Origin of the sequence: Halolactibacillus alkaliphilus, from assembly GCF_900115465.1 — a bacterium.
GTDB classification, from domain to species: domain Bacteria; phylum Bacillota; class Bacilli; order Bacillales; family Amphibacillaceae; genus Halolactibacillus; species Halolactibacillus alkaliphilus.
Genome location: NZ_FOWN01000004.1, coordinates 121,130 through 139,371 on the forward strand (window position 1 = coordinate 121,130; position 18,242 = coordinate 139,371).

The window sequence follows — 18,242 nt, forward strand, 5'->3', positions numbered from 1 at the left end:
AGCTCTAAAACTCTCGCTTTTATTAAATCTTTATTCTTCTTGTTTTGGAATCATTCAATTCAACACAGCTCTAAAACTTAAATGCTCCACTTGGTCTTTGTTATACTGTTTTGGAATCATTCAATTCAACACAGCTCTAAAACATGTGAAGATCAATAGCTGTATTTCCAAGTGTTTTGGAATCATTCAATTCAACACAGCTCTAAAACACATTCCAAGGAAAAGGTGTTGCTACAGAGGTTTTGGAATCATTCAATTCAACACAGCTCTAAAACTCCTTTGATGCTTTAACCAAATCACAGTTAGTTTTGGAATCATTCAATTCAACACAGCTCTAAAACCTCGTAGAATAAAATTGAGATCTCGTAATCGCGCTATTCGCCCATGGCAAGACTTCAGAATTGAATGTTTTATTTTTGCATATTAAATTTTCAAGGCCCATTTTTTACAATTATAGCACATTTTCATAAGTAAGATAATAGTCTTCATCTAATATATATTGCCAAAAACCTTTCACCGTTCTAGGTTCAATAAACAGTGCGGTAACATTATTTAGTGATAAATAATTACGCGTTTCCTCTACTTGATCTTTTGTTAAATATGAGCATGCATTAACTAAGACCAATAGCTTTTTTCTTGATTGATATTTAAATAGTTGAATGATATCTGCGATTTTATCATTAATGGATGCCGCTTGATTATTGATTTTTATATTTAAGGCTTTAAATAATGCTGGAAAAGTAATATCTGTTGTTTGAATATCTAAGTCATGCTCTAGTAATTGATCGCTGATGATGTCATTAATGGACATCATCAGCTTTTCTAATTCTGTTTTGACCATTGGCTCATCATTTAATTGTGATTCAAGATCTGTATATATGTGCTTTAAAATTGTGGCTGAATTTAATTCGAATCCTAAAATATCCGTTATAACCAGTAGTTCCGATGCTTTTAACGACTGATAACTTTGGTCATATAGCTTTAAAGGGCTGTCTTCATAATTAAAAATCGCTTGGACAAAATCTGCAAACAACGTCGCATTGTCTAAAACTAATATCGGTGATTCTTCCAACGTAATAGATTCATCAAATATCGGATAATTAAGTTTCATCATAATCATCTCCTAAAAAGACAATGCGTTGATCTGTATTAGCGATAGAACTATCTCTTTCACCACTTAAGTAAATCATTTTGGCAAATTGCTTTTCCGTTACAGTTAATAATGTAATTAAACCGGACTTCGGTGCATGCTTATCTAAGCGAGCGACCATTCCCGCTTTTGCCGTACCGTTTAATAGTATTTTACTGTAAACAGAGAATTGATGCATGATAAATCCTTCGTCTAATAAAAACTTCCTAAATTTACGGTATAGCTTTCGTTCATCTGCGGTTTCCGTTGGCATATCAAACATTAGAATCATACGCATATAGCGATAACTCATATCTTGAAAACGGGAATATCAGTTAGTTCCGCTTCACCGTTTAGCACTTTAATAATCTTTTTTGTATAGTCTTGAACAATATTCGTCAAGTACATTTGTTGAAAATTATAGGCATAGTTGTTTGTAAACAAGGCGAATAGTTGCCTTTTAATCAATTTAAAATCTTTTTCTCTGTTCTCATAAACAATTTGGTCTACTAATGGCCGAAATGGTTCCATAATGTCACTCGCTAAATTAAAATCATTAAACTGATTCACATGCTTCATGCCTATTTGCGTTAAACAACCCGCCTTCACTATCTCACGTGCAAACACACTAAGTAGTAACGTATAACCGTAATCTAATGCGGCATTTACCGTCGTCTGTAGTTCACGAGAGAAGGAGTTATCAAATAGCGATTGAAAATAAATCCGCGCCGCATGTCCTTCACGATTAGTCGGATCGAACAACTCCAATCCATCATATAAATTCAAGATGGATTGTGACTTTTCGTAATGCTCGACCTCTCTCAAATAAAGGTGTTGATTCAAAATTTTTTGCGCAATAATCTCCGTCCACACTACCTGTCTTTTCTCTTCTTGCCATACCACTTGTTTAGATAGTTGTAAACTACTATCATGTCTTCCGAAATAAGGCATTAATTTTGCGGATGGTAACCGTTTGTCATCACAGAATATCACAAGGATATTCTCATCTACTAAGCGTTTTAACAACATCGTCGTTAACGTTATGTCTGTTGTCTCAAGAATTAAAATATCAATCTCTGATAAGTGAATAACTTCTTGTTTTTCAGAGGTTTTAAACAGTAACGCGTTATTTTTATATGCTAGTTTTGAATGCTGATTGACTACAACTGTTCGCCACCCCATAATCAAACCTCTTTTCTTGTTTCGTATAAGCCTGTAACTGATTGATAGATGATTTTAGCATTTAATAATTCTTTGAGGCTTGTATATCGTTTACGATCAATTTTTGTTTCAAAAAAAGTAAATGCCGAAGGTGCCCCCATTTTATTATAATCCATTAAGTTGATAAACGATGTGGCCAAGTCGCTAGCCTCCGCCTGATTAAACGCCCCCTCAAAAACAGCGGATATTTTTCTATCATTAACCTCAGCAAGTGTATACTGACGACTAAATTGAAGCACATAATCAAGAAGCTCATTAAACTTTTCTTTATTTTCCAAAATATATGTTTCATGATTGGCATTTTTAAATGATGAATCAATATATCTTCTACAATGATAAAGTAATAGCACTAAATGGCTTGGTAAAACCATTTGATTTCCTTTCTGAGCTTCATTTGCACTCGCAAGAAGACGACGTCTATTATTTTCCAATTCAAACACCGTGTATTTAGCCAACTTAAAATTAATTTTAGGATTGCTGTAGCCCTTGTTTTCTAAATACTTTATCTGATCCGCTTCAAATAATTGTTGATCCATAATAGTGATTCCAATGATATCTTTCATTACTTTTTTCTGCTTACCTTTTTCATGAGTGAAGATAATTGAGTACGCAACGTTAGGGCTATCAAAACCTCCATATTTTTTCGGATCCCAATCTTTTTTACGAGGTATCAATTTATTCGAAGTCCCTTTCTGTAAGACTGTTACTTTAGAGAAATTTCCAGTTTGCACTTCAACTTTCTTCACAATATTCATCTGATGATAATTCAACACACGATTAATCTTAGCTAAATCTCTAGATTTATCCCAAGCAATCTCACCATTGTCATCAGGTAATTTATCTTCTTTACTAAACCGCTCAATCAAGTTCGTATAAAATTGCTTTTTCGCCGTCGCTTTGTTTTCTTTAAACGCACTTGTCTTACGGTACTCGCCATACACAAAGTCCGGAATAAGCTGCGGATACACGCTCATGAGTAACCGAGCTACTACCGCATTTAAATACGCATCATGTGCATGATGATAGTCATTGATTTCCCGGACTTTATATAAATCAAAGGCTTGTCTAAATTGACTCGTTAACGCGGACTTTAGTGTCACAATTTTTACGGCTGGTTCATCTAACTCCGGATTGTTATAACGTTGATGCAAAATACTCGCGACGTGTTTTGTAATTTGCCGTGTTTCAACGAGTTGTCTTCTAATGAAACCAGCTTTATCATCATCAGTTAGCTTTAGCTTCGTTAAGTTATCAAATTTACGTTTACTGATGAGCTTAGATCTATACAATAATGACCAGAATGATTTCATGTTGCGAACCACTTCTTCGCTAGGAACATCATTCGATTTTCCGCGATTCAATTTTGATGATACTAACACTCGGTTATCGATCGAATTATCCGTCGTAAAGCTTCTCGGGATGATGTGGTCAATATCATAATTAGATAATTTATTAATATCAAGTTCTTGATTAGTATACATATCTTTGCCGTTCTGAAGGTAGTAAAGATACAAACGATCATTTTTAAGTGCTTCTTGGTCGACCGGATATTTTTTTAATAAATCACTTTTTAATTCTTTTAACGCACCTTCAATATTATTTAAGCGTTCTTTAGCATTTCGTTGACCTTGAGATGTTGTTTGGTTTTCTCGTGCCATTTCGATGACAATCGATTCTGGTTCATAGCCCATAATCTCGACAATCTCATCAACGATTTTTAAACTCTGTAAGATGCCTTTTTTTATTGCTGGGCTGCCAGGGATTTTATCGACCGCGTCTTTTAAATTATTTGACTCGAGTTTGAGACGCATCTCTTCAATCGTCTTTTTAAACGAAAGGTCATCATCATTAATCAACTGCATGAAATTACGATTAATGTTATTCTTCGGACGATCATCTTCAATTAAATAATCAAGAATCGTCTTCTGCGTTCGTTCATCTTTAATACCGTGAATGAGTTTTGCTGATAACCTTCCCCATCCGGTGTAATGGCGACGCTCTAACTTCTTAAGTATCGCTTGATCAAACAGATCACTAAACGATTCAAGTTGTTTACGAATCATTTCTCGGTCCTCAAATACGGTTAAGATTTTAACCAAGTCCTCAAGTCGCTCCGCGTATAACTCGTTATCTAAAACATCTCGCGACATTCCGAGTTTTAAAAAGTCATGGTATGTTTTTAAAGAAGCATTAAATTTTTTCTCAATCCCCTGTACTTTTGGGTTATCAAGTTGATACTCATTCTTTAAATACTCTTCAAATGTTATAATTGAAACCGTTCGGTTTTTTTCAGATTTAAAAAGGTTGTGATAAATTTCTTGTTTTTCCTTACCTGAGAAATTACGGCGTTGTCCTTGACTGTCTAAGTATTGTACTTTAGTTAATTCATTAAATACATTAAACTTCTGCAGCAACAAACTATGTTTTGGAAGGACTTTTTGTTCAGGTAAATAAGTGTCATCATTCGTCATCTTTTCAATAAACTTCTCAGCTGAACTAACAAGGTTAACTTCCTCTTTTATATTCCATGGTCTCACCGCCTCATGACCTTCACGTTCAATCCAGGCAAACTTACTTTGGCCTTTGGCAAGTGGACCAACATAATACGGAATTCTAAATGTTAAGAGGGAGGCAATTTTTTCTTTGTTTTCTAATAAGAACGCGTAGTACTGTCCTTGTTTTTCGATGATTGTTTTTAGTTCGTGTAAATGGATTTGATGAGGGATGACCCCATTATCATACGTCCGTTGTTTTCTCAGGAAACGTTCTTCATCGATTTTTTTAATAAAGGATTCTGCCCCGTCAACCTTATTTAGAACTTTTTTCAAAAACTTATAAAAGTCTTCTTCTGATGTTTTACCTTCAATATAGCCGGCGTAACCATCTTTCGCTGAATTTCTAAAAATATCAAAGTAGCGATCTGGTAGCTGAGCTTTAACAAGCGTTTTTAGTGCATGTAAATCTTGTTTATGATTATCATAACGGGCAATCATTGAACTTGACAGCGGTGCTTTACTACGTGCGTCAGCTCCCTCTAAAATGCCTGAGAGCTCAATCGCATCATGGACGTGCTTAGCAGAAAGAAATAGTTCTCGGTAGTCTTCACCAATTTCTTCTAGTAAAGCTTCTACATCCTCTTCATACTCCTCTTTTCCTATGTCTAACTTGCGATCTTCATCAAGTGAAAATGTTTTTTTGAAATTCCCTTGATTACCAACTATTAATTTTAAAAATTGATGGAATGTCCCATTTGACTTTTCTGTCTCAACTTTATGTAAAACACTTTCTGCTTTTCTTGATTTAGATACTTTGGCCGTTAATTCAGCTTCAACCGATAAATCTTCTGGGATAAGGTTAATGTATGCCTCATCTGGTTGCAAATGAAAGGCATGATTATAGTGATGTAAAAAGGCTTTGAATGTCTCACCAACCGCATCATTTGATGCGTGTTCCGTGCTTAACTCTCCGTCGATAAGAAAGTGACCACGGAATTTAATGATATGCGCAAGGGCTAAATAAACTAAGCGGAGATCTGCTTGTTCGTTACTATCTGCTAAATATTTTCGTAAGTGATAAATAGTTGGGAACTGTTTATGATACGCAACTTCTTCCTCCATCGTACCGAAAACCGGATGTCGATCATGATCTTTATCCATCGGAACAATGAAACTCTCTGTTAAGCGGTAAAAGAAGTTCTCATCGACTTTTTTCATTTCGTCCATAAAGAAGGACTGCAAGTAATGCAGACGGTTTTTGCGTCGACGTAATCGACGTCTCGTTGTACGGGTCACGCGGCGTTCTTCAGCAGTAACACCTTCATCAAATAACCGCACACCCCAAAAGTTTTTCTTCATCGATCCTTTATCATAATCCCCATTAATTTTCATTCGTCTTCTGATCAGGTCATGATTGTCACTTGTGACCGCCCAACCGACACTGTTTGTCCCAATATCAAGCCCAATACTGTATTGCTTCTTCATCCAAAACCACTCCTTTATTTTGAAATTTATCTATTTTTTAAAAAATCCTTTTCAAATATTTGTTTATTTGTTACAATGAATGTGTTGGAGTTATTCAATTCAACATGGCGAGTTAAAATAAGGCTTTGACCGAAATCAACTTAAAGTTGCGCTGTCTCGGCGCTTTTTTTATACCCTTTTTTAATTAAATAAATCTAGTTTCATACAAATATCTGTTGTATTATGATGAATTTTGACTATGTAATCCCTTTCATCGTAACATATTTTCAAATTTTTTCAAATATTATTCTAAATTTTAGTAAGTTTAACTGTTATAAAAGAACCTATTTGTTATTGTTAGATGGATCGGAGTGATCATGAAGAACTATTTTCTCAATTAAACACATAATAATCGCATATAAAATTTCAGAAACAGCTGTATTAAGTTGCCTCTAAATTAACATGGAGGTAATGATTGAAGATTGGATAGGTTACACTAAACTAGAAATGCAATATGAATAATGATGAAGCCATTCAATTAACCGTTTCCCTTATCGAAGTCGAAAAAATGGCATCTATTTACACTCTCACGCAACAAAAGCCTTTCTTACACTAAAACGTGTATGAAAGGCTTTTGTTTTGCTTGTATTGAGCGTTATATGACTCATGATCACACCGCTTCTTCAACATTTTGTTCCTCTACTCTTGTCTTCAATCTTATTATATATACAGTGACTGTTGATGCAATGCACACAAGCATCACCTTAACCGGAAACAAGGGAATGAAATAAAGGCTCACAATGATTGACGGCCAAAGAAGCACAAGAGCAAGTATTTTTGTTTTTAACGGGATACTGCGGTATTTGATATAGTCGTGAATGTACTTACCGAAGACTTTATGATTAACAAGCCAGTGATACAGTCTCTCAGAGCTTCTTAGATAGAAATAAGCTGTGAGAAGTAAGAATGGCGTCGTAGGTAAGACTGGGAGAAAAATCCCGATTGTCCCTAATGCAAGTGAGAATGATCCAATGATAATATAAATAACCTTTAATAGTTTATGTCGTGTCATGAAAAAACTCCTCTAGTGTTTAACCTTGTCTCATCATATAACGAAAACATTAAAAAAGTAAACCACAAATGACTCTGTTGGTTCACTTTTTTTAATGTTTAGATAGGTTTAAACACGATGAGCTTTATAGCTAATCCTACCAGAAATATAAAACCGTTCGTTACCGCATTTTTTTGATAATATCCGAAGCCACTAACTGTCCTGATAGGGTTACCATTGGTGTGCCACCACCTGGATGGGTTGAACCACCGGTAAAGTAGAGGTTACGATAGATAGGATCACGGTTCTCAACTCTAAAGAACGCTTGGGAAACACTATTTGAACTCATACCGTAAATAGCGCCCTTATAGGCTGCGGTCCGCTCCATCAAGTCCTTCGGTGTATAGAAGAACTCTTCTTCTATACGCTCTTCTAACTGTGTAAGACCAAAATGTTCAAGTTGCTGTTTGATGCGCCGCTTCATTTCACTTATAGTGTCCTCATTCCAGACTAACTGATCTGATAGATGGGGCGCATTTATTAAGATGAATAAGTTCCCTCCACCAGGTGTCGCGCGCTCAGGTTCTGACACACTCGACTGACAAATATAAATCGTTGGAGTTTCGGGCACATCTAAATCGCCAAAGATAGCTTCAAATTCTTGTGTATAGTCTACTGGGAAAAAGACATTATGGTGTTTTAGGACATCGTATGTCTTTTTGATCCCGACAAGCCAAACGAAGCCTGATAGTGACACTTCTTTTTTGCGTAAGGCGTAGCTCAGTGGATGGTGTCGCATAAACGTCTGATAAGCCGTTAACGCATCAGCATTCACAATGACAAGGTCGCTATCATAGAAGATATCTCCTACTTCCACTCCAATGACACGCTCATGTTTCGTTCGAATCTTTGTAACATGCTGATTGTATTTAATGTTTACCCCAAGTTCTTCAGCTAAACGAACAAAGGCCCTTACAATCTCATACGTCCCACCTTTCACACCCCAAATGCCTTGCGTACCCTCTAAATGTGCCAGCATAGCAAAAATCATCGGTGATTGATATGGATTTGACCCAACATATGTGGCATAACGTAGTAACATCATTCTAGTATAGGGATGCTCAAAGTAATCTTCGATGAGCGAGGCCAGTGTTTTGAATGGTTTAATCTTAATAAAGTGTTTAATAAGTGACGGCGATAATTGAGTCTTTAACGGATACATCAGTTGACTAAAAAATTGCTGGTCACTGATCTCATAGAGACGTTTGGCCTCTTCTAAAAACGCCTCATAGTTTTTGGCGTCAGCTACACTAAACGTAGCCAGTTGTTTTTTTACCGCTTCACGATCTGTTGAAAAATCGAGTTGGACTTCTGGTGAGAAAAAGTTGCGCGTTCCCTCTGGAATCGGGTAAAAATCAAGATAATCCTCAAGCTGTCTTCCAACAGAACGAAACACCGATTCAAACGCTTGCTTTAACGTAATTGTACTTGGGCCTAAATCAAATTGATAGTTCCCTCGTATTATTGGCCTGAGCTTTCCACCTGCTTCATCATTTTTCTCTAAAATCGTCACGTGATAACCCTCATGCGCTAACTTTATACCCGCAGATAAACCGCCCAGTCCAGCACCAATAATCAGACACTCTTTCACTCGTAACGCCTCCCCTTCCAAACGTAGCCCTTATGAGTAACGCTTTTGTACATTGAATCTATCCCTATCCCGATGGTGATTAACACACTTAATGGAATAAAAAAACTCACCCACATTGGTAGACCATTTTTCCTATCAATGACCCCTTTCATCAAAACCATCAAACAATAGCTAATAAGAATATAAATAAAAGGAACAGAGCCAACCAAACAAAACGGTGCGAGAAATATAATGAAATAATAACTACATAACACAAGTAACACTCGCGTATTCTTCTGCATAATACTAAACATGTTTTTCGAAAAACCTCTCCACACCGCGCAAGCATTCGTATACATACGCATCTCAACCATATCATCTACTTTTAGTAATCGAACAGGTTGGTGATGTAACTTCTGTGCCCGCATAAGAGACATATCATCTACCATAGAGTCTTTAATCGCTTCATGTCCGCCCGCAAGCAGATAGCTCGATTTCTTAATCATAATAAAGGCCACATGCCGCATCCGCAAGCTGCTGGCAGGCATAACTTTTACCAAGCCAACCTTTAGGCAATGTTTGACCTTGTATGACTTTTAATCTATCATACCTCTTCGCTAACTCCGTAACAACCAGCTCTGTCGCATCTTCTGAGTGATCATTTAACACAATGACCTCAAGAGGGGTAACGTCTTGCTGAAAAATCGAGTCGATACACGAAGTGATGGTCTTTTCTTCGTTTCTAGCAGGAATCAGAATACTTATCAGACACGGCACCGCATCTGTCCCAGCTTCTTTTGCGTCTGGCGCTTTAAAATAACGCAAATTTATCAATATAAATGCTAACTGTATGCACTGAATGAAGAGAATACCAACTATAAATAATGTCACCTCTTCCCCCGTCCCTTCCAACTATCAAACCAATCACTTGTAGAACGTGAAGAGGTAAATATCACTCGCTGATCGATTCGATTATAGAAATGAATGTCTTCTATAATTTGTTGTTTTTGTTCAGCATATTGCTGTGACATTATAGTTTCTGCACGATGTAACCAGACCGTTTTAGCGTCTTGGTTTTTATTCGCCACGAACGCATCACCAACTTTTATGGATACAACCGGCTTTTGTTCTTCTAAGAAAGCATAATGTAAAGTCACTGGCACGACGTGGATGTTATCCACTAACGTCATCATCCGTCCAACGCCTTTTTGGAACACATAAGGGACAGTATCTTGGTGCTCAACTTTTCCTTGTGGAAAGACCCATATCGGATGAAGCTGGTTAAATAAGTCCGTCATATATCGAAATGTCTGCACGAGGTCACGCGGCTTATTCTTGTTGACACTAAATGCTCCTAACTTTTGAAAGAAAGGATAGCGCCTTAGTCCTTCTTCGTCCATCATCACAGCATGTTGTTTATCGGACTGTGATTGAACAAAATAAAACAAGATTAAACCATCCCACCAAGCACTATGATTGATCAGATACAATGTAGGTGCGTCTCGCTCAACCCAGTTTCCATTGACCACAATTTTCCCTATCTGTTTTTTGAACAAATAGTATTTTAAATATAAAAAGAACCACCGTTTAAAACGCGGTTTATGATTGGCGACAATCATAGCGATATTTCCCTTCAGCCATTAAGATAAAAAGTAGACTTAAACTAAAAATAATGATTTCACCATGCTTCAAAGCTAATAAACCAAACATGAGTAACATCAATTGATAAATAAAAGCATTTGTGCGCTTTAACATTTTAGGACGCTGATACAAGGGAAAGAGCAAGCTTAATACCGCACCAATAATAAACCAACTAATGAAATTTGTGATAGGAATATTAAAATAATGAACAGTCCCGGGGTTATACCACGTCCAAAACGATTCAAAAATCGCCACTGGGTCTAGAATTAAATCGATCACAACAATCCAAAAACCTGTTTCCACCGCTCGCCGCCAACGATTTTTTTGAGATGACAACAATAAACTATTTAATAGAACACCTACCCAAGCCAACGCAATCGTAAACGGCACACCAAAAACAAGTGGCCCAAGAACCGTTGTATAGTCATATTCACCAAATGGGAATCCTGTCTCTACACTTAAGACCTCAATAAAGAAGGTGACGATAGCGACAATGGCACTTGCGACGATGAGGTGCCGGCCTTTTTTTTCGTAAAGCCATATAAGTTCCACTAAGCTAAACGAATAAAAAATTAAAAAGAGCGGCTTTGAAAAAGCTAGCACATCAGGTACAGTAAAAAAAACTTGAAGAATAACCCCTATCGTATACCATGCTAGGAAAACGGGTAAAAGGATAGGCTTTCTTTTCATAACAATCAGCTCCTCTACATATGTATAATACATTGTATAACTTACATGCCTCTTTACCCCTTTTCACGTGCATTCAATCGTTTTTTTATATACGAGAAAGCGCCTAAAATGAATACATCCTTCAGGCGCTTTCTTTATAGCATACATTTCACTTAATAGAAAGTGTAGTGTTCTGTTATCCCATCGTGTGTTTCAGCAACAATGATTACTTCAACCTCATCTAAACTAATATCTCGCAAAGCATCGATTTTGAGATGACCATCATAATAGTAATCAGATTTATCTTGGTCGTCAGCCATTTCTTCATAATAATATGAATCACTCACGGAAGCGCCTGTATAATACTCTTCTATTTCTGACGATCGCTCTAAACTCAACTGATCCGTCACAACCTCTTCAGCTACTTGGACACCATTATGCCAAATTTGAACACTGACTTCAGCAAGGCCTAAGTCATCTAATTGAAAATCCCTCACAGTTAAACCAAAGCCAACAGTAAGCTCATTATTGTTTAAACCATAATGATACTCTAGAAATTCCATACGACCGTGAATAAGGTCATCATAAATAGGTAAAAAATAGGCAGTTTCTGACATCATCCGCTTAGAACCATCTTCTCTTTCTTCAATCACAGTGAAATTATTATTTTGTTTACTATTAACGGATAAAGTCACATTGTATGTCGTGTCATCAACATATGTTAAAACATGACTTTCTCCCTCTTGCGGCTGCTCCTCTGATACTTTTAAATAATATATGGCATCAGTGAGCGATTCTTTTAAGATAACATTAACATCCACTATGACTTCTTGTTGATTACGATTCACCGAAAGATACTCAAAGTCTATTAAATGAATATTTCCATCTGATTCCAAAAGTGTATTCTCAAGTAAAAAGGGTATATTGTATTCTATGTTTGACAATTGATGCGTTAAGGACTGTATATTCATTTCCATTTTTCGATTAACCGTTCTTAAACCATCCAGTAGGAAAAAACTCACTATCGCCATCCAAATAAGACCGATAATGCACATATACATAACTACCTTATCTTTATTAAAACGCACGCCTACACCTCCGTATAATTATCTTTCAACCTATATTAAACCAATGTTCTTTTATAGCTCTTCACTTGAACCAACGCTTCGCTAAAGGCGTAAGGGTTTTACGCCCATCTCTACAAAATAAGCCGCAAAATATGTTAAAAAAGATCAACTCATAAAAATAGAACTTTCATGAAAAATTTAACATTATATTCTAGTTTATCAGTTGTGATTAGTATTATCAATACCATGATAATTTTTAAATAGCTACTGGACGCTTAAGTATCCACGAAAAAAAGCACACAATGACAATGTCTCATCGTGTGCCCATTATAGTAAGGCTTATTTTTGTTTACGCATCATATTTAAATATTCAACTGGTTGATCGACTTTGACTTTCGTAATCATCATGGCATGTTTCGCACGATCGATGGGTTCACCTTTTTCATCGTATAATTCCGTAATGGTTTGTTTAAAATGGAAGAAGTTCGGTCCAAAGAACTCCACTTCATCGCCAACACCAAAGTTATTACGTTGTTGAATGGTTGCCATTTGCGTTTCTTTATCATATTCCAATACAAGACCCGCAAAATCATATTTAGGTAACCGTTCAGGTTTACCATATAATTGATCTTTATGCGTCGGTTCATTGTAATAAAATGCTGTCGTTAAATTACGTTGTGCCGCTTTCCAAATTTCATCAATCCAGGCTTGGTCTAATTGATAATTTTCAGGGTCCTCGAAATACGTATCAATGATTTTACGGTAGACGTTCACCACTGTCGCCACATAGTGAATTGACTTCATCCGCCCTTCGATCTTTAATGAATCAACGCCCGCTTCGATTAAGTCTGGTAAATGTTCAACCATACTCAAATCTTGTGAACTCATCGTGTACATCTCATCTGACTCATCAGAAACTTCTGTATCATCATTTACACCGTTTTCAAATAAATCATATTTCCAGCGACAAGACTGTGCACAACCACCACGATTAGCGTCACGAGCTGTCATATGGTTAGATAACACACAACGCCCTGAGTATGAAATACACATCGCTCCGTGGATAAATGCTTCTATTTCTACATCCACTTTTTCTTTTATCTCACGAATTTCCTCAACGGATACTTCGCGGGCAAGTACTACACGAGGAATACCTTCATTTTTCCAAAATTCAGCTGTTTTCCAGTTAGCAATGGACGCTTGTGTTGAAATATGCACTTCTAAATCAGGTGCACCTTCACGACAGGCTTGAATAAGCGCTGGGTCAGCCACAATCACCGCATGAATGCCTGCATCATATAAGTTTTTATAATATTCTTGTGCACCGTCTAAGTTTTCATTATGGGCAATAATATTCGTTGCGACATAGACCTTTGAACCGTACTTTTCCGCAAATGCTACACCCTCACGCATTTCGTCAAAGGTAAAGTTTCCTGCATTTGATCTTAGCCCAAATTGTTTCCCACCGATATATACCGCATCAGCCCCATAGTGAATCGCAAATTTAAGTTTCTCTAAATTACCTGCAGGCGCAAGTAATTCAGGTTTCTTTAGCGTTTTTTGCATCGTAATTGCTCCTTCTTAATAAATCTGTTCTTTAAAGTAAAAGCCCGTATCAAGTTGACGATCAGCCGGTTGCAGCTTATAAATCGCCTGTTTAAATCGTGCTTTTTTCATTTGATAGGTAGCTTCATCTTCTAAACACGTATCAATGGCTTCTCGGTAAATAGCCACAATCTGTTCGTTGTATTCTGTTGACTTTAGTATGCCTTCTATTTTTAACCCATCAATTTTACCCGCTAAAATTTCATCAATATGATCAATCATCATCATATCAGAAGTACTCATAATATGCGTACCATTAGCGTCTTCAAAAATCGGGTAATGCGTTTCTGTTTTTTTGTCTTCCTTAATATACCGCGCCATTTGCTTGTCATAATCACGGTCAATATGTTCATAATAGTTTTTTAATAGCTTACGCTTGGATTGAAAAATACAACTCATGCCGTGTACTTGAATGTCAATAAAGCAATCAACGTGCGCTTTAATTTCAATGGATGCATCGAGACGTAATTCATTTGAAAGTGCCGCACGCGTCGCCCCGCGTTTATGCCAAAAGTTTAATGTTTGATAATTCGTTGATAAAGTGGCAGGGTTCCATATTAATGGTAACTGAAGATCTAAGTCTTGAATAATTTGGAAAATTGATTGATCTCCAGCCACGATACCATCGACACCAATCGCCTTTACAGCTTTTAAGTAGTCTGGTAGATCACGCAAGTGATTGTTATGATAAATCGCATTAACTAATACATAGACCTTCTTACCATGTTCATGGGCATATATTGTTGCTGTGTTTATCTGATCTAAAGTAAAATCACCCGCTACGCGGTTACCAAATTGTTGGTTCCCAACAAATACAGCATCCGCACCAGCAGAAAGCACACGTTTAACTTCATCTATATCTTTCGCTGTTACTTGTAATTCTGGTTGATAATTCGTCATGTTTGTCACCTCTAAAAATACAGTCTATGGCTAATTATAAAGGTTTCAACGAGAAATGTTGTGACATTTATCACACATAAACGTACTTTTTATTATAAATAATAATTTAACCGCTTACATCCATCCGCCGTTTTATTATGAGTGATATCGGGTAATGTTTTCTAAGAGCTTTAAGATAATGAAAGAGGAAAGAAAGGGGTTTTCAGACATGGGTAAACTACATGCACATATCATTGTCCATGGGCGTGTGCAAGGTGTTGGCTTTCGATATATGACAGAAATAAAAGCGCATGCTCTCGGTGTCTATGGCTATGTTAAAAACGTCTCCGACGGGACCGTTGAAGCAGAGATTGAAGGTGAAGCAAGCAAGGTCTATCAACTGATCGATGCGATGAAACAAGGTATTAGCCCTTCTGCAAAAGTGTCGGATGTTGAACTTGATGTAACAGATCAACTTATGGGCTATACACGCTTTAGAACAACCTATTAGTAAACACTAGGCGATGAATAAAAAGGCCCTAAGCAACTAACACTTAGGGCCTTTTATGTAAACATTAGTTCTCTTCAAAGAAGCGACGATTTAATGCGATGTACTCGTGCTCAGTTTCTGGTACTTCATCTTCCATAAAAACCGCATCAACAGGGCATACTGCCTCACATGCACCACAGTCAATGCAGACATCAGGATCGATGTAATACATATTTTCGCCTTCTTCAATGCAATCTACTGGGCATACTTCTTGACATTCTCCCGCTTTTTCATCAATACATGCAGATGTAATTACAAAAGCCATTGGTCTTCCTCCTTTTCATCTTCTCAATGGATTACCACACGTGTTTAACTACTTGATGCTCGCCATCAAAATGAATAATAAACACATCTGGATTCTTTAATACTTGCCAGTCTTTAAAATTAAAATCTGGATTAATTTCGTGTAAATAAAGCGCTAATAAATGACCGTGAGTAACAATCGCAATACTTGCATCTTCTTCACTGTATTCATTTATTACTTCTTTAAATCGACAGAGGGCATCTTTTGCGGATTCTCCTCCAGGAAGTTTGTAGTCTGGGTCACTAAAGGATGCTTTCACTACGCCGATATAGTCATCCACTGGTTGATCACTTAATACTTGTTCTTGCAGGCGTGGGTCTTTGATGACCGCAAGCTCATACTGTCTCGCATAAGGGCGAATGGTCTCAACTGCACGCATGTAGGGGCTCGACAACAACTTTTTAGGTTGAATACCTTCTTTGTCTAAATACTCGGCCAAGCGGCGCGCCTGATTGACCCCGAGGTTTGTCAGTGGTGAATCTTTATGTTTCCCGTCTGCGTGACAATGACGAATCAGTATCAGTTGTTTCATGCGATCATCTCCCTTGAGGCTAGTATCGTAAAAATTAAGTTCTTACCTAATCTATTACCTTAAATTGACCCTAGAAAACCACATTTATGCATTTTTTTCAGAAAAATATTCTTTTCTAAATCCCGCTATTCGATTTGAGTTATCCATAATAAAATAAAACTCATCTGTTTCATTTTTTACTTCATAATCTTTTCCTGGTGTCAACATTGTATCTACAACAAATTTTTTCGCCTCTGCATGGACACAACGAATTGTTTTAATTGTTTCTCGATTCTCCCAACCTTTATGAATCACGCTAAGTCTCTCCTTTAACTATATATACTTCTTACCTAGTTTATCACGTTTTGTCGAAAAATATAAGCAGTCTTTTTCCAATCTCAGCAATTATTAACGCCATGTAAAGATAGCGTTAACTATGCAAAACTATAAGGTTACTTGCCAATCTACACCAGACGAAAAAAGATGGTTTCATAAAATTTAATAAAAGGATTCCAACAGAAATTAATATGTACAAGTATGGCGATCGAAAATAATAAAAAGACGACCCATATTCATATAATTTGAATACATGCGTCGCCTTTTTATATAGCTATTTAAACAATGAGCGGTACTCCACATAACCCTCTTTTTCTAAATCCTCTTTTTTCACAAAGCGTAAAGCCGCTGAATTGATACAATAACGACTCCCACCTTTGTCTTTAGGACCATCATCAAACACATGACCTAAATGCGAATTGGCTTGTTTTGACCGTATTTCAATCCGGCGCATGCCATGACTCGTATCCATCTTTTCTTCGAGACGTTCCCGGCTCAATGGTTGAGTAAAACTTGGCCAGCCACAACCTGCATCGTATTGATCTGTTGTTGAAAACAATGGCTCACCACTGACGATATCGACGTAAATACCGTCTTCTGGGTTATCATAATAGGCATTTTGAAACGGCGGTTCAGTTCCGTTTTCTTGTGTGACATGATACTGCATAGCTGTTAATCGTTTTTTTAAGTCTGACTTGTCGGGTATTTTGTCCCATGTGTTTTTAATAAAATCAGCCCGACCAGAACCTTTCTTGTAGAGACGGTAATGGAAACGATGGTTTTTATAATAGTCTTGATGTTTGTCTTCCGCAAGATAAAATACACTTGCAGGACGAATCTGTGTAACAATGGCTTGCTTAAACTTTCCTGAGTCACTAAGGTTTTGTTTAGACAGTTCGGCAAGTTGTTTTTGTTCATCACTATGATAGAATATGGCAGTTCGGTAAGAATCACCGCGATCATGAAACTGACCACCGTCATCTGTCGGATCAATTTGACGCCAAAATACATCTAACAGTTTTTCATACGGAAACACATCAGGATCATACGTAATTTGGACCGCTTCAACATGACCGGTTGTATCAGAACACACTTCCTCATATGTTGGATTCTCTGTATGCCCACCAGTATAACCAGACACGATTTTTTCAATACCTGGTTGTTCATCGAACGGTTCAACCATACACCAGAAACAACCACCTGCGAATGTTGCGATTTGTTTTGTCATCTTCATCCCACCTTTAATTACAGTTTACGAGGAAAGTCTTATTCAATCAACTATTACGCTCTTGATTAATACAGCAAAGACGCAGAGGGATGTCATACTTTAGTATTTCTAAATGCTGGTCTAGATTTACTTCATATCCTTACATTTATCGCTTTAGGGCGAGAAGACACCTTCCTCAAGTGCGTCAGCACTAGGTGGGTGATGAATCGCTTGTTTTGAATATTTTTGAAGTGACAAACATATATTCCGCATGGTATAATTAAAGCACTAACAGTGACCGTCACAAAACCAAGGGAGGGTGGGTATCATGGGCATGAAGGCCATTTTTTCAAATCGCTTATATAAGCATAAAATCGATCCTGATTTTGTGATGTCCATGGATCACACCCTCCGGGTGTTTAATCAAGCCAAACATTTTCGCTATCAAACGGAGGTCCGGGAGCTTAGGGGCTCGAAAGCGAA

The 18,242-nt window shown here is 37.1% G+C and carries 18 protein-coding genes and 1 CRISPR repeat array (1 of these 19 cut by a window edge); of the genes, 1 reads left to right on the top strand and 17 read right to left on the bottom strand.

What is annotated here, in order from left to right; all coding sequences use genetic code 11:
* A CRISPR array of direct repeats spans positions 1–341; the repeat unit is 36 nt; unit sequence GTTTTGGAATCATTCAATTCAACACAGCTCTAAAAC (it extends 157 nt beyond the left edge of the window).
* A gap of 110 nt (positions 342–451) precedes the next feature.
* From csn2 to BM163_RS03230, 13 genes are all read right to left on the bottom strand, one after another.
* Positions 452–1,111, bottom strand: a complete 660-nt coding sequence (csn2, locus tag BM163_RS03170) for a type II-A CRISPR-associated protein Csn2 (RefSeq protein ID WP_170243634.1) — start codon at positions 1,109–1,111, stop codon at positions 452–454.
* On the bottom strand, positions 1,101–1,427 hold the full coding sequence (gene cas2, locus BM163_RS03175) for a CRISPR-associated endonuclease Cas2 (protein WP_229675484.1): 327 nt from the start codon (positions 1,425–1,427) through the stop codon (positions 1,101–1,103). The genes csn2 and cas2 overlap by 11 nt, the downstream gene beginning before the upstream one ends.
* 11 nt (positions 1,428–1,438) lie before the next feature.
* A complete protein-coding gene (gene cas1 / locus BM163_RS03180) occupies positions 1,439–2,311 on the bottom strand; it encodes a type II CRISPR-associated endonuclease Cas1 (protein WP_089800156.1) in 873 nt (290 codons plus the stop codon).
* A gap of 2 nt (positions 2,312–2,313) precedes the next feature.
* Positions 2,314–6,330 (bottom strand): type II CRISPR RNA-guided endonuclease Cas9, encoded by a 4,017-nt coding sequence (gene cas9, locus BM163_RS03185; protein WP_089800158.1) that lies wholly within the window; start codon positions 6,328–6,330, stop codon positions 2,314–2,316.
* Positions 6,331–6,979: 649 nt separating this feature from the next.
* On the bottom strand, positions 6,980–7,381 hold the full coding sequence (locus tag BM163_RS03190) for a YbaN family protein (RefSeq protein ID WP_089800160.1): 402 nt from the start codon (positions 7,379–7,381) through the stop codon (positions 6,980–6,982).
* A gap of 160 nt (positions 7,382–7,541) precedes the next feature.
* Complete coding sequence (locus tag BM163_RS03195; RefSeq protein ID WP_170243633.1) at positions 7,542–9,011, bottom strand: phytoene desaturase family protein; 1,470 nt, start codon at positions 9,009–9,011, stop codon at positions 7,542–7,544.
* The gene (locus BM163_RS03200; RefSeq protein WP_089800164.1) at positions 9,008–9,496 is read right to left on the bottom strand and encodes a hypothetical protein; all 489 of its coding nucleotides are present in this window, start codon (positions 9,494–9,496) and stop codon (positions 9,008–9,010) included. The genes BM163_RS03195 and BM163_RS03200 overlap by 4 nt, the downstream gene beginning before the upstream one ends.
* The gene (locus tag BM163_RS03205; RefSeq protein WP_170243632.1) at positions 9,489–9,881 is read right to left on the bottom strand and encodes a glycosyltransferase family 2 protein; all 393 of its coding nucleotides are present in this window, start codon (positions 9,879–9,881) and stop codon (positions 9,489–9,491) included. Before BM163_RS03205 ends, BM163_RS03200 begins: the two co-directional genes overlap by 8 nt.
* The gene (locus BM163_RS03210) at positions 9,878–10,609 is read right to left on the bottom strand and encodes a lysophospholipid acyltransferase family protein (protein ID WP_089800168.1); all 732 of its coding nucleotides are present in this window, start codon (positions 10,607–10,609) and stop codon (positions 9,878–9,880) included. Before BM163_RS03210 ends, BM163_RS03205 begins: the two co-directional genes overlap by 4 nt.
* On the bottom strand, positions 10,590–11,321 hold the full coding sequence (locus tag BM163_RS03215) for a carotenoid biosynthesis protein (protein WP_089800170.1): 732 nt from the start codon (positions 11,319–11,321) through the stop codon (positions 10,590–10,592). The genes BM163_RS03210 and BM163_RS03215 overlap by 20 nt, the downstream gene beginning before the upstream one ends.
* Before the next feature lie 152 nt (positions 11,322–11,473).
* Positions 11,474–12,388 (bottom strand): hypothetical protein, encoded by a 915-nt coding sequence (locus tag BM163_RS03220; RefSeq protein WP_089800172.1) that lies wholly within the window; start codon positions 12,386–12,388, stop codon positions 11,474–11,476.
* 318 nt (positions 12,389–12,706) lie between these two features.
* Complete coding sequence (locus BM163_RS03225) at positions 12,707–13,933, bottom strand: peptidase U32 family protein (RefSeq protein WP_089800174.1); 1,227 nt, start codon at positions 13,931–13,933, stop codon at positions 12,707–12,709.
* 15 nt (positions 13,934–13,948) lie between these two features.
* Positions 13,949–14,872 (bottom strand): peptidase U32 family protein, encoded by a 924-nt coding sequence (locus tag BM163_RS03230; protein WP_089800176.1) that lies wholly within the window; start codon positions 14,870–14,872, stop codon positions 13,949–13,951.
* A 208-nt stretch (positions 14,873–15,080) separates the two neighbouring features.
* On the opposite strand from BM163_RS03230, the gene BM163_RS03235 reads away from it, so the two are divergent.
* Complete coding sequence (locus tag BM163_RS03235) at positions 15,081–15,362, top strand: acylphosphatase (RefSeq protein ID WP_089800178.1); 282 nt, start codon at positions 15,081–15,083, stop codon at positions 15,360–15,362.
* 64 nt (positions 15,363–15,426) lie between these two features.
* Here BM163_RS03235 and fdxA read toward each other — a convergent pair whose 3' ends face one another.
* The 4 genes from fdxA to msrA all read right to left on the bottom strand — a co-directional run bounded on the left by fdxA (position 15,427) and on the right by msrA (position 17,786).
* Positions 15,427–15,666: a 4Fe-4S ferredoxin gene (gene fdxA, locus BM163_RS03240; protein WP_089800180.1), complete on the bottom strand. Its 240-nt coding sequence runs from the start codon at positions 15,664–15,666 to the stop codon at positions 15,427–15,429.
* Positions 15,667–15,697: 31 nt separating this feature from the next.
* A complete protein-coding gene (locus BM163_RS03245) occupies positions 15,698–16,237 on the bottom strand; it encodes a histidine phosphatase family protein (protein ID WP_089800182.1) in 540 nt (179 codons plus the stop codon).
* 84 nt (positions 16,238–16,321) lie between these two features.
* A complete protein-coding gene (locus tag BM163_RS03250; RefSeq protein ID WP_089800185.1) occupies positions 16,322–16,531 on the bottom strand; it encodes a DUF6501 family protein in 210 nt (69 codons plus the stop codon).
* Between the two features lie 295 nt (positions 16,532–16,826).
* Complete coding sequence (gene msrA / locus BM163_RS03255) at positions 16,827–17,786, bottom strand: peptide-methionine (S)-S-oxide reductase MsrA (protein WP_371859478.1); 960 nt, start codon at positions 17,784–17,786, stop codon at positions 16,827–16,829.
* Between the last annotated feature and the right edge of the window lie 456 nt (positions 17,787–18,242).